Origin of the sequence: Escherichia sp. 10290, assembly GCF_030295155.1 — a bacterium.
GTDB lineage: Bacteria > Pseudomonadota > Gammaproteobacteria > Enterobacterales > Enterobacteriaceae > Escherichia > Escherichia coli_F.
Window position 1 is genome coordinate 203,385 of record NZ_AP025741.1, and the last position, 12,948, is coordinate 216,332.

10 protein-coding genes are annotated in these 12,948 nt (G+C 52.4%); all 10 read left to right on the top strand.

Features of this window, described 5'->3' with window-relative positions; genetic code table 11:
• Positions 1-9 precede the first annotated feature (9 nt).
• The gene (gene cdsA / locus QUE74_RS00910) at positions 10-867 is read left to right on the top strand and encodes a phosphatidate cytidylyltransferase (RefSeq protein ID WP_000922437.1); all 858 of its coding nucleotides are present in this window, start codon (positions 10-12) and stop codon (positions 865-867) included.
• Positions 868-878: 11 nt separating this feature from the next.
• Positions 879-2,231 (top strand): sigma E protease regulator RseP, encoded by a 1,353-nt coding sequence (gene rseP / locus QUE74_RS00915; protein ID WP_001295561.1) that lies wholly within the window; start codon positions 879-881, stop codon positions 2,229-2,231.
• A 29-nt stretch (positions 2,232-2,260) separates the two neighbouring features.
• Positions 2,261-4,693 carry an outer membrane protein assembly factor BamA gene (bamA, locus tag QUE74_RS00920; RefSeq protein ID WP_001240896.1) on the top strand — a complete coding sequence of 811 codons (2,433 nt, stop codon included), beginning with the start codon at positions 2,261-2,263 and terminating at the stop codon, positions 4,691-4,693.
• A 121-nt stretch (positions 4,694-4,814) separates the two neighbouring features.
• Positions 4,815-5,300, top strand: coding sequence for a molecular chaperone Skp (gene skp / locus QUE74_RS00925; RefSeq protein ID WP_000758956.1), 486 nt, complete (start codon positions 4,815-4,817; stop codon positions 5,298-5,300).
• Between the two features lie 3 nt (positions 5,301-5,303).
• On the top strand, positions 5,304-6,329 hold the full coding sequence (gene lpxD / locus QUE74_RS00930) for a UDP-3-O-(3-hydroxymyristoyl)glucosamine N-acyltransferase (RefSeq protein WP_001139282.1): 1,026 nt from the start codon (positions 5,304-5,306) through the stop codon (positions 6,327-6,329).
• 104 nt (positions 6,330-6,433) lie between these two features.
• Positions 6,434-6,889: a 3-hydroxyacyl-ACP dehydratase FabZ gene (fabZ, locus tag QUE74_RS00935; protein WP_000210739.1), complete on the top strand. Its 456-nt coding sequence runs from the start codon at positions 6,434-6,436 to the stop codon at positions 6,887-6,889.
• A 3-nt stretch (positions 6,890-6,892) separates the two neighbouring features.
• The gene (gene lpxA / locus QUE74_RS00940) at positions 6,893-7,681 is read left to right on the top strand and encodes an acyl-ACP--UDP-N-acetylglucosamine O-acyltransferase (protein WP_000565958.1); all 789 of its coding nucleotides are present in this window, start codon (positions 6,893-6,895) and stop codon (positions 7,679-7,681) included.
• Entirely contained in the window at positions 7,681-8,829 is a 1,149-nt protein-coding gene (gene lpxB / locus QUE74_RS00945) for a lipid-A-disaccharide synthase (RefSeq protein ID WP_000139668.1), read from the top strand. The genes lpxA and lpxB overlap by 1 nt, the downstream gene beginning before the upstream one ends.
• On the top strand, positions 8,826-9,422 hold the full coding sequence (gene rnhB, locus QUE74_RS00950; RefSeq protein WP_000569442.1) for a ribonuclease HII: 597 nt from the start codon (positions 8,826-8,828) through the stop codon (positions 9,420-9,422). Before lpxB ends, rnhB begins: the two co-directional genes overlap by 4 nt.
• 36 nt (positions 9,423-9,458) lie before the next feature.
• Complete coding sequence (gene dnaE / locus QUE74_RS00955) at positions 9,459-12,941, top strand: DNA polymerase III subunit alpha (RefSeq protein WP_001294736.1); 3,483 nt, start codon at positions 9,459-9,461, stop codon at positions 12,939-12,941.
• The last annotated feature ends 7 nt before the right edge of the window (positions 12,942-12,948 follow it).

Consider the following 12,948-nt stretch of genomic DNA (forward strand, 5'->3'; position numbering starts at 1 on the left):
GGGTCGCTTTTGCTGAAGTATCGCCTGATATCTGCTTTTGTGTTAATACCCGTCGTCATCGCGGCGTTGTTTCTGTTGCCGCCGGTGGGGTTCGCCATTGTAACGCTGGTGGTCTGCATGCTGGCAGCGTGGGAATGGGGACAGCTTAGCGGTTTTACCACTCGCTCGCAGCGAGTATGGTTGGCGGTGTTATGTGGGTTATTGTTGGCGCTGATGCTTTTTCTGTTGCCGGAATATCACCGAAATATTCATCAACCGCTGGTTGAAATCTCACTTTGGGCTTCGCTGGGTTGGTGGATTGTCGCGCTATTGCTGGTGCTGTTTTACCCAGGTTCCGCAGCAATCTGGCGTAACTCTAAAACATTGCGCATTATTTTTGGCGTGCTAACCATTGTTCCCTTCTTCTGGGGCATGCTGGCGTTACGGGCCTGGCACTACGACGAGAATCATTACAGTGGCGCAATATGGCTGCTCTATGTCATGATCCTGGTATGGGGCGCTGACTCTGGCGCATATATGTTTGGCAAATTGTTTGGTAAACATAAGCTGGCACCGAAGGTTTCTCCGGGTAAAACCTGGCAAGGCTTTATCGGTGGACTCGCGACTGCAGCGGTAATCTCATGGGGTTATGGCATGTGGGCGAATCTCGACGTCGCTCCCGTCACCTTACTCATTTGCTCTATTGTCGCAGCGTTAGCCTCAGTGCTCGGCGATCTGACCGAGAGTATGTTTAAGCGTGAAGCAGGAATTAAGGACAGCGGTCATTTAATTCCAGGACACGGTGGTATTTTAGATCGTATTGATAGTCTGACGGCTGCGGTACCGGTCTTTGCTTGCTTGTTGTTACTGGTATTCAGGACGCTTTAACGGAAGGTAATATGCTGAGTTTTCTCTGGGATTTGGCTTCGTTCATCGTTGCACTGGGTGTACTTATCACCGTGCATGAATTTGGTCATTTCTGGGTTGCCCGGCGTTGTGGTGTTCGCGTTGAGCGTTTCTCAATAGGTTTTGGCAAGGCGCTCTGGCGCCGAACTGATAAGCTAGGCACCGAATATGTCATCGCCCTGATCCCGTTGGGCGGTTATGTCAAAATGCTGGATGAGCGCGCAGAACCGGTTGTTCCGGAACTCCGCCACCATGCCTTCAATAATAAATCTGTCGGCCAACGTGCGGCGATTATTGCCGCAGGTCCGGTTGCAAACTTCATTTTTGCTATCTTTGCCTACTGGCTGGTTTTTATTATTGGTGTGCCTGGCGTACGTCCGGTGGTTGGCGAAATAGCAGCCAATTCGATAGCTGCGGAAGCACAAATTGCACCAGGTACGGAACTAAAAGCCGTAGATGGTATCGAAACGCCTGATTGGGATGCCGTGCGTTTGCAGTTGGTCGATAAAATTGGCGATGAAAGCACCACCATTACGGTAGCGCCATTTGGCAGCGACCAACGACGGGATGTAAAGCTCGATTTACGTCACTGGGCGTTTGAGCCTGATAAAGAAGATCCGGTATCTTCGCTGGGGATTCGTCCTCGTGGCCCGCAAATTGAACCTGTACTGGAAAATGTGCAGCCAAACTCGGCCGCAAGCAAGGCAGGTTTGCAAGCAGGCGACAGGATCGTTAAAGTCGATGGTCAGCCCTTAACGCAGTGGGTGACCTTTGTGATGCTTGTCCGGGATAACCCGGGTAAATCCTTAGCGTTAGAAATCGAAAGACAGGGGAGTCCCTTGTCTTTGACATTAATCCCGGAGAGTAAACCGGGTAATGGTAAAGCGATTGGTTTTGTCGGTATTGAGCCGAAAGTCATTCCTTTGCCAGATGAGTATAAAGTTGTACGCCAGTATGGGCCGTTCAACGCTATCGTCGAAGCCACGGACAAAACGTGGCAGCTGATGAAGCTGACGGTCAGTATGCTGGGAAAATTGATCACCGGTGATGTGAAACTGAACAACCTCAGTGGGCCGATCTCTATCGCCAAGGGGGCTGGGATGACAGCGGAACTCGGGGTTGTTTATTACCTGCCGTTTCTTGCGCTCATTAGCGTGAACTTAGGGATAATTAACCTGTTTCCGTTGCCCGTACTTGACGGGGGGCATCTGCTGTTCCTTGCGATCGAAAAGATCAAGGGCGGACCGGTATCCGAGCGGGTTCAAGACTTTTGTTATCGCATTGGCTCGATTTTGCTGGTGCTGTTAATGGGGCTTGCACTTTTCAATGATTTCTCTCGGTTATGAGAGTTAGTTAGGAAGAACGCATAATAACGATGGCGATGAAAAAGTTGCTCATAGCGTCGCTGCTGTTTAGCAGCGCCACCGTATACGGTGCTGAAGGATTCGTAGTGAAAGATATTCATTTCGAAGGCCTTCAGCGTGTCGCCGTTGGTGCGGCCCTCCTCAGTATGCCGGTGCGCACAGGCGACACGGTTAATGATGAAGATATCAGTAATACCATTCGCGCTCTGTTTGCTACCGGCAACTTTGAGGATGTTCGCGTCCTTCGTGATGGTGATACCCTTCTGGTTCAGGTAAAAGAACGTCCGACCATTGCCAGCATTACTTTCTCCGGTAACAAATCGGTGAAAGATGACATGCTGAAGCAAAACCTCGAGGCTTCTGGCGTGCGTGTGGGCGAATCCCTCGATCGCACCACCATTGCCGATATCGAGAAAGGTCTGGAAGACTTCTACTACAGCGTCGGTAAATATAGCGCCAGCGTTAAAGCTGTCGTGACCCCGCTGCCGCGCAACCGTGTTGACCTCAAACTAGTGTTCCAGGAAGGTGTATCAGCTGAAATCCAGCAAATTAACATTGTTGGTAACCATGCTTTCACCACCGACGAACTGATCTCTCATTTCCAACTGCGTGACGAAGTGCCGTGGTGGAACGTGGTAGGCGATCGTAAATACCAGAAACAGAAACTGGCAGGCGACCTTGAAACCCTGCGCAGCTACTATCTGGATCGCGGTTATGCTCGTTTCAACATTGACTCTACCCAGGTCAGTCTGACGCCAGATAAAAAAGGTATTTACGTCACGGTGAACATCACCGAAGGCGATCAGTACAAGCTTTCTGGCGTTGAAGTGAGCGGCAACCTTGCCGGGCACTCCGCTGAAATTGAGCAGCTGACTAAGATCGAGCCGGGCGAGCTGTATAACGGCACCAAAGTGACCAAAATGGAAGATGACATTAAAAAGCTTCTTGGTCGCTATGGTTATGCCTATCCGCGCGTACAGTCGATGCCTGAAATTAACGATGCCGACAAAACCGTTAAATTACGCGTGAACGTTGATGCGGGTAACCGTTTCTACGTGCGTAAGATCCGTTTTGAAGGTAACGATACCTCGAAAGATGCCGTTCTGCGTCGCGAAATGCGTCAGATGGAAGGTGCATGGCTGGGGAGCGATCTGGTCGATCAGGGTAAGGAGCGTCTGAATCGTCTGGGCTTCTTTGAAACTGTCGATACCGATACCCAACGTGTTCCGGGTAGCCCGGACCAGGTTGATGTAGTCTACAAGGTGAAAGAACGTAATACCGGTAGCTTCAACTTCGGGATTGGTTACGGTACTGAAAGTGGCGTGAGCTTCCAGGCTGGTGTGCAACAGGATAACTGGTTAGGTACAGGTTATGCTGTTGGTATCAACGGGACCAAAAACGATTACCAGACCTATGCTGAACTGTCGGTAACCAACCCGTACTTCACCGTAGATGGCGTAAGCCTCGGTGGTCGTCTCTTCTATAATGACTTCCAGGCAGATGACGCCGACCTGTCCGACTATACCAACAAGAGTTATGGTACAGACGTGACGTTGGGCTTCCCGATTAACGAATATAACTCGCTGCGTGCAGGTCTGGGTTATGTACATAACTCCCTGTCCAACATGCAGCCTCAGGTTGCGATGTGGCGTTATCTGTACTCTATGGGTGAACATCCGAGTACCTCTGATCAGGATAACAGCTTCAAAACGGACGACTTCACGTTCAACTATGGTTGGACCTATAACAAGCTTGACCGTGGTTACTTCCCGACAGATGGTTCACGTGTCAACCTGACCGGTAAAGTGACCATTCCGGGATCGGATAACGAATACTACAAAGTGACGTTAGACACGGCGACTTATGTGCCGATCGATGACGATCACAAATGGGTTGTTCTGGGTCGTACCCGCTGGGGTTATGGTGATGGTTTAGGCGGCAAAGAGATGCCGTTCTACGAGAACTTCTATGCCGGTGGTTCCAGCACCGTGCGTGGCTTCCAGTCCAATACCATTGGTCCGAAAGCAGTTTACTTCCCGCATCAGGCTAGTAATTATGATCCGGACTATGATTACGAATGTGCGACTCAGGACGGCGCGAAAGACCTGTGTAAATCGGATGATGCTGTAGGCGGTAACGCTATGGCGGTTGCCAGCCTCGAGTTCATCACCCCGACGCCGTTCATTAGCGACAAGTATGCTAACTCGGTTCGTACTTCCTTCTTCTGGGATATGGGTACCGTTTGGGATACAAACTGGGATTCCAGCCAATATTCTGGATATCCGGACTATAGTGATCCAAGCAATATCCGTATGTCTGCGGGTATCGCATTACAATGGATGTCCCCATTGGGGCCGTTGGTGTTCTCCTACGCCCAGCCGTTCAAAAAGTACGATGGAGACAAGGCAGAACAGTTCCAGTTTAACATCGGTAAAACCTGGTAAGTGTTCTCCACAAAGGAATGTAGTGGTAGTGTAGCGATGACTTTAGGCGATCAATATAAGATCGCCGGGCCACGCAAAGAACTGCACCCTCCGGTGCAAATGGGATGGTAAGGAGTTTATTGTGAAAAAGTGGTTATTAGCTGCAGGTCTCGGTTTAGCACTGGCAACTTCTGCTCAGGCGGCTGACAAAATTGCAATCGTCAATATGGGCAGCCTGTTCCAGCAGGTAGCGCAGAAAACCGGTGTTTCTAACACGCTGGAAAATGAGTTCAAAGGCCGTGCCAGCGAACTGCAGCGTATGGAAACCGATCTGCAGGCTAAAATGAAAAAGCTGCAGTCCATGAAAGCGGGCAGCGATCGTACCAAACTGGAAAAAGACGTGATGGCTCAGCGCCAGACTTTTGCTCAGAAAGCGCAGGCTTTTGAGCAGGATCGCGCTCGTCGTTCCAACGAAGAACGCGGCAAACTGGTTACTCGTATCCAGACTGCTGTGAAATCCGTTGCCAACAGCCAGGATATCGATCTGGTTGTTGATGCAAACGCCGTTGCTTACAACAGCAGCGATGTAAAAGACATCACTGCTGACGTACTGAAACAGGTTAAATAAGTAATGCCTTCAATTCGACTGGCTGATTTAGCGCAGCAGTTGGATGCAGAACTACACGGTGATGGCGATATCGTCATCACCGGCGTTGCGTCCATGCAATCTGCACAAACAGGTCACATCACGTTCATGGTTAACCCAAAATACCGTGAGCATTTAGGCTTGTGCCAGGCGTCCGCGGTTGTCATGACCCAGGACGATCTTCCTTTCGCGAAAAGTGCCGCGCTGGTAGTGAAGAACCCCTACCTGACTTACGCGCGCATGGCGCAAATTTTAGATACCACGCCGCAGCCTGCGCAGAACATTGCACCCAGTGCAGTGATTGACGCGACGGCGAAGCTGGGTAACAACGTATCGATTGGCGCTAACGCGGTGATTGAGTCCGGCGTTGAACTGGGCGATAACGTGATTATCGGTGCCGGTTGCTTCGTAGGTAAAAACAGCAAAATAGGTGCAGGTTCGCGTCTCTGGGCGAACGTAACCATTTACCATGAGATCCAGATCGGTCAGAATTGCCTGATCCAGTCTGGAACAGTGGTAGGCGCAGACGGCTTTGGTTATGCCAACGATCGGGGTAACTGGGTGAAGATCCCGCAGATTGGTCGCGTAATTATTGGCGATCGCGTGGAGATCGGCGCATGTACTACCATCGATCGCGGCGCGCTGGATGACACTGTTATTGGCAATGGTGTGATCATTGATAACCAGTGCCAGATTGCACATAACGTCGTGATTGGTGACAATACGGCGGTTGCCGGTGGCGTCATTATGGCGGGAAGCCTGAAAATTGGTCGTTACTGCATGATCGGCGGAGCCAGCGTAATCAACGGGCATATGGAAATATGCGACAAAGTGACGGTTACGGGCATGGGTATGGTGATGCGTCCCATCACTGAACCAGGCGTCTATTCCTCAGGCATTCCGCTGCAACCCAACAAAGTCTGGCGCAAAACCGCTGCACTGGTGATGAACATTGATGACATGAGCAAGCGTTTGAAATCGCTTGAGCGCAAGGTTAATCAACAAGACTAACGTTCCATCTTTTGTTCGCCAAACTTTACGGCCTGTCTCATTCTTACGATTGCGGCAGGCCGTGTTATTATTGTCGTTTCTTATATTTTGACAGGAAGAGTATCTTGACTACTAACACTCATACTCTGCAGATTGAAGAGATTTTAGAACTTCTGCCGCACCGTTTCCCGTTCTTACTGGTGGATCGCGTGCTGGATTTTGAAGAAGGTCGTTTTCTGCGCGCAGTAAAAAATGTCTCTGTCAATGAGCCATTCTTCCAGGGCCATTTCCCTGGAAAACCGATTTTCCCGGGTGTGCTTATTCTGGAAGCAATGGCACAGGCAACAGGTATTCTGGCGTTTAAAAGCGTAGGAAAACTGGAACCGGGTGAGCTGTACTATTTCGCTGGTATTGACGAAGCGCGCTTCAAGCGCCCGGTCGTGCCTGGCGATCAAATGATCATGGAAGTCACTTTCGAAAAAACGCGCCGCGGCCTGACCCGTTTTAAAGGGGTTGCTCTGGTCGACGGTAAAGTAGTTTGCGAAGCAACGATGATGTGTGCTCGTAGCCGGGAGGCCTGATACGTGATTGATAAATCCGCCTTTGTGCATCCAACCGCCATTGTGGAAGAGGGCGCATCGATTGCCGCCAACGCTCACATTGGTCCTTTTTGTATCGTTGGACCCCATGTCGAAATTGGTGAGGGTACCGTACTGAAATCTCACGTTGTTGTGAATGGTCATACTAAAATTGGCCGCGACAATGAGATTTATCAGTTCGCCTCCATCGGCGAAGTCAACCAGGATCTTAAATATGCTGGCGAACCGACCCGTGTGGAAATCGGCGATCGTAACCGCATTCGCGAAAGCGTCACCATTCATCGTGGCACAGTCCAGGGCGGTGGATTGACGAAGGTGGGCAGCGACAACTTACTGATGATCAACGCGCACATTGCGCACGATTGTACGGTAGGTAACCGCTGCATCCTCGCCAACAACGCAACGCTGGCGGGTCATGTATCGGTAGACGACTTCGCGATCATCGGCGGCATGACCGCAGTCCATCAGTTCTGCATCATTGGTGCGCACGTGATGGTTGGCGGCTGTTCCGGTGTGGCGCAGGACGTCCCTCCTTATGTCATTGCGCAGGGTAACCACGCAACGCCGTTCGGTGTCAACATCGAAGGGCTGAAGCGCCGCGGATTCAGCCGTGAGGCGATTACCGCTATCCGCAATGCGTATAAGCTGATTTATCGCAGCGGTAAAACGCTCGATGAAGTGAAACCGGAAATTGCCGAACTGGCGGAAACATATCCGGAAGTAAAAGCCTTTACCGATTTCTTTGCACGCTCAACGCGCGGTCTGATTCGTTAATGACTGAACAGCGTCCATTAACGATTGCCCTGGTCGCCGGAGAAACCTCCGGCGATATCCTGGGGGCCGGTTTAATCCGTGCTCTGAAAGAACGAGTGCCCAACGCCCGCTTTGTTGGCGTTGCCGGGCCACGAATGCAGGCCGAAGGCTGCGAAGCCTGGTACGAAATGGAAGAGTTGGCGGTGATGGGCATTGTTGAAGTGCTCGGTCGTCTGCGTCGCTTACTGCATATTCGTGCCGATCTGACAAAGCGTTTTGGCGAACTGAAGCCAGATGTTTTTGTCGGCATTGATGCACCTGACTTCAATATTACCCTCGAAGGTAATCTTAAAAAGCAGGGTATCAAAACCATTCATTACGTCAGTCCGTCCGTCTGGGCGTGGCGACAGAAACGCGTTTTCAAAATAGGCAGAGCCACCGATCTGGTGCTCGCATTTCTGCCTTTCGAAAAAGCGTTTTATGACAAATACAACGTGCCGTGCCGTTTTATCGGTCACACCATGGCTGATGCCATGCCGTTAGATCCAGATAAAAATGCCGCCCGTGATGTGCTGGGGATCCCTCACGATGCTCACTGTCTTGCGTTGCTGCCGGGAAGTCGTGGTGCGGAAGTGGAGATGCTGAGTGCCGATTTCCTGAAAACGGCCCAGCTTTTGCGTCAGACGTATCCCGATCTCGAGATCGTGGTGCCGCTGGTGAATGCCAAACGCCGCGAGCAGTTTGAGCGTATCAAAGCTGAAGTTGCGCCAGACCTGTCGGTTCATCTGCTGGATGGAATGGGCCGTGAGGCGATGGTCGCCAGTGATGCGGCGCTACTGGCGTCGGGTACGGCAGCCCTGGAGTGCATGCTGGCGAAATGCCCGATGGTGGTGGGATATCGCATGAAGCCTTTTACCTTCTGGCTGGCGAAGAGGCTGGTGAAAACCGAGTATGTCTCGCTGCCAAATTTGCTGGCGGGCAGAGAGTTAGTCAAAGAGTTATTGCAGGAAGAGTGTGAGCCGCAAAAACTGGCTGCGGCGCTGTTACCGCTGTTGGCGAACGGGAAAACCAGCCACGCGATGCACGACACCTTCCGCGAGCTGCATCAGCAGATCCGCTGCAATGCCGATGAGCAGGCGGCACAAGCCGTTCTGGAGTTAGCACAATGATCGAATTTGTTTATCCACACACGCAGCTGGTTGCGGGTGTGGATGAAGTTGGACGCGGGCCGTTGGTTGGCGCGGTGGTTACCGCTGCTGTAATCCTTGACCCGACGCGCCCGATTGCCGGGCTGAATGATTCCAAAAAGCTGAGCGAAAAACGCCGTCTGGCGCTCTGTGAAGAGATCAAAGAGAAAGCGTTAAGCTGGAGTCTGGGCCGCGCGGAACCCCACGAAATCGACGAACTGAATATTTTACACGCGACCATGCTGGCGATGCAGCGCGCCGTCGCGGGGCTGCATATTGCGCCGGAATATGTGTTGATTGATGGTAACCGCTGCCCAAAATTACCGATGCCTTCGATGGCAGTGGTGAAAGGCGATAGCCGCGTACCGGAAATCAGTGCTGCGTCTATCCTGGCGAAAGTGACGCGCGACGCTGAAATGGCGGCGCTGGATATTGTTTTCCCGCAATATGGTTTTGCCCAGCACAAAGGGTATCCAACCGCTTTTCATCTGGAAAAACTGGCTGAATATGGCGCGACTGAACATCATCGTCGCAGCTTTGGGCCTGTCAAACGCGCACTGGGACTTGCGTCCTGATTCTTGTGTCGAGATTAAGTAAACCGGAATCTGAAGATGTCTGAACCACGTTTCGTACACCTGCGGGTGCACAGCGACTACTCGATGATCGATGGCCTGGCCAAAACCGCACCGCTGGTAAAAAAGGCGGCGGCGTTGGGTATGCCAGCACTGGCGATCACCGATTTCACCAACCTTTGCGGTCTGGTGAAGTTCTACGGAGCGGGACATGGCGCAGGGATTAAGCCCATCGTCGGGGCAGATTTTAATGTCCAGTGCGACCTGCTGGGTGATGAGTTAACCCACCTGACGGTGCTGGCGGCGAACAATATCGGCTATCAGAATCTGACGTTGCTGATCTCAAAAGCGTATCAGCGCGGGTACGGTGCCGCCGGGCCTATCATCGATCGCGACTGGCTTATCGAATTAAACGAAGGGCTGATCCTCCTTTCCGGCGGGCGCATGGGCGACGTCGGGCGCAGTCTTTTGCGTGGTAACAGCGCGCTGGTAGATGAGTGCGTTGCGTTTTATGAAGAGCACTTCCCGGATCGCTATTTTCTCGAACTGATCCGAACCGGCAGGCCGGACGAAGAAAGTTATCTGCACGCGGCAGTGGAACTGGCGGAAGCGCGCGGTTTGCCCGTCGTGGCGACCAATGACGTGCGCTTTATCGACAGCAGCGACTTTGACGCGCACGAAATCCGCGTCGCGATCCATGACGGCTTTACTCTCGACGATCCCAAACGCCCGCGTAATTATTCGCCGCAGCAATATATGCGCAGCGAAGAGGAGATGTGCGAGCTGTTTGCCGACATCCCCGAAGCCCTTGCCAACACTGTTGAGATCGCCAAACGCTGTAACGTGACTGTGCGTCTGGGTGAATACTTCCTGCCGCAGTTCCCGACCGGGGACATGAGCACCGAAGATTATCTGGTCAAGCGTGCAAAAGAAGGCCTGGAAGAGCGTCTGGCATTTTTATTCCCTGACGAGGAAGAACGTCTTAAGCGTCGCCCGGAGTATGACGAGCGTCTGGATACTGAACTTCAGGTTATCAACCAGATGGGCTTCCCGGGTTACTTCCTCATCGTTATGGAATTTATCCAGTGGTCGAAAGATAACGGCGTACCGGTAGGGCCAGGCCGTGGTTCTGGTGCAGGGTCACTGGTGGCTTACGCGTTAAAAATCACCGACCTCGATCCGCTGGAGTTTGACCTGCTGTTCGAACGTTTCCTTAACCCGGAACGTGTCTCCATGCCTGACTTCGACGTTGACTTCTGTATGGAAAAACGCGACCAGGTTATCGAACACGTGGCAGATATGTACGGCCGTGATGCGGTATCGCAGATCATCACCTTCGGTACAATGGCGGCAAAAGCGGTGATCCGCGACGTAGGCCGCGTGCTGGGGCATCCGTACGGCTTTGTCGATCGTATCTCGAAACTGATCCCGCCCGATCCGGGGATGACGCTGGCGAAAGCGTTTGAAGCCGAGCCGCAACTGCCGGAAATCTACGAAGCGGACGAAGAAGTTAAGGCGCTGATCGACATGGCGCGCAAACTGGAAGGGGTCACCCGTAACGCTGGTAAGCACGCCGGTGGGGTGGTTATCGCGCCGACCAAAATTACCGATTTTGCGCCGCTTTATTGCGATGAAGAGGGCAAACATCCGGTTACCCAGTTTGATAAAAGCGACGTTGAATACGCCGGGCTGGTGAAGTTCGACTTCCTTGGTTTGCGTACGCTCACCATCATCAACTGGGCGCTGGAGATGATCAACAAGCGGCGGGCGAAGAATGGCGAGCCGCCGCTGGATATCGCCGCGATCCCGCTGGATGACAAGAAAAGTTTCGACATGCTGCAACGCTCGGAAACCACTGCGGTATTCCAGCTTGAATCGCGCGGCATGAAGGACCTGATCAAGCGTCTGCAACCTGACTGCTTCGAAGATATGATCGCACTGGTGGCATTGTTCCGCCCTGGTCCGTTGCAATCAGGGATGGTGGATAACTTTATCGACCGTAAACATGGTCGCGAAGAGATCTCCTATCCGGATGTGCAGTGGCAGCATGAAAGCCTGAAACCGGTACTGGAGCCAACCTACGGCATCATCCTGTATCAGGAACAGGTCATGCAGATTGCCCAGGTGCTTTCTGGTTATACCCTCGGTGGCGCGGATATGCTGCGTCGTGCGATGGGTAAGAAAAAGCCGGAAGAGATGGCCAAGCAGCGTTCTGTATTTGCTGAAGGCGCAGAAAAGAACGGGATCAACGCCGAACTGGCGATGAAAATCTTCGACCTGGTGGAGAAATTCGCTGGGTACGGATTTAACAAATCGCACTCTGCGGCCTATGCTTTGGTTTCATATCAAACGTTATGGCTGAAAGCGCACTATCCGGCGGAGTTTATGGCGGCAGTAATGACCGCCGATATGGACAACACCGAGAAGGTGGTGGGCCTGGTGGATGAGTGCTGGCGGATGGGGCTGAAAATCCTGCCACCAGATATAAACTCCGGTCTTTACCATTTCCACGTCAACGACGACGGCGAAATCGTGTATGGTATTGGCGCGATCAAAGGGGTAGGTGAAGGTCCGATTGAGGCGATCATTGAAGCCCGTAATAAAGGCGGCTATTTCCGTGAATTGTTTGATCTCTGCGCCCGTACAGACACCAAAAAGTTAAACCGGCGAGTGCTGGAAAAACTGATTATGTCCGGGGCGTTTGACCGTCTTGGGCCACACCGCGCGGCGCTGATGAACTCGCTGGGCGATGCGTTAAAGGCGGCTGATCAACACGCGAAAGCAGAAGCCATCGGTCAGGCCGATATGTTCGGCGTGCTGGCAGAAGAGCCGGAACAAATTGAACAATCCTACGCCAGTTGCCAACCGTGGCCGGAGCAGGTGGTGTTAGATGGGGAACGTGAAACGTTAGGTCTGTACCTGACGGGACACCCTATCAACCAGTATTTAAAAGAGATTGAGCGTTATGTCGGAGGCGTAAGGCTGAAAGACATGCACCCGACAGAACGTGGTAAAGTCACCACGGCTGCGGGGCTCGTTGTTGCTGCGCGGGTTATGGTCACCAAGCGCGGCAATCGTATCGGTATCTGCACGCTGGATGACCGTTCCGGGCGGCTGGAAGTGATGTTGTTTACTGACGCCCTGGATAAATACCAGCAATTGCTGGAAAAAGACCGCATACTTATCGTCAGCGGACAGGTCAGCTTTGATGACTTCAGCGGTGGGCTTAAAATGACCGCTCGCGAAGTGATGGATATTGACGAAGCCCGGGAAAAATATGCTCGCGGGCTTGCTATCTCGCTGACGGACAGGCAAATTGATGACCAGCTTTTAAACCGACTCCGTCAGTCTCTGGAACCCCACCGCTCTGGGACAATTCCAGTACATCTCTACTATCAGAGGGCGGATGCACGCGCGCGGTTGCGTTTTGGCGCGACGTGGCGTGTCTCTCCGAGCGATCGTTTATTAAACGATCTCCGTGGCCTCATTGGTTCGGAGCAGGTGGAACTGGAGTTTGACTAATACAGGA

What these genes read in the sequence shown, in the direction of transcription:
- rseP (WP_001295561.1), top strand. Translation starts at nt 879, where the DNA reads ATGCTGAGTTTTCTCTGGGATTTGGCTTCGTTCATCGTTGCACTGGGT.
- bamA (WP_001240896.1), top strand. Translation starts at nt 2,261, where the DNA reads ATGGCGATGAAAAAGTTGCTCATAGCGTCGCTGCTGTTTAGCAGCGCC.
- lpxD (WP_001139282.1), top strand. Translation starts at nt 5,304, where the DNA reads ATGCCTTCAATTCGACTGGCTGATTTAGCGCAGCAGTTGGATGCAGAA.
- lpxB (WP_000139668.1), top strand. Translation starts at nt 7,681, where the DNA reads ATGACTGAACAGCGTCCATTAACGATTGCCCTGGTCGCCGGAGAAACC.
- rnhB (WP_000569442.1), top strand. Translation starts at nt 8,826, where the DNA reads ATGATCGAATTTGTTTATCCACACACGCAGCTGGTTGCGGGTGTGGAT.
- dnaE (WP_001294736.1), top strand. Translation starts at nt 9,459, where the DNA reads ATGTCTGAACCACGTTTCGTACACCTGCGGGTGCACAGCGACTACTCG.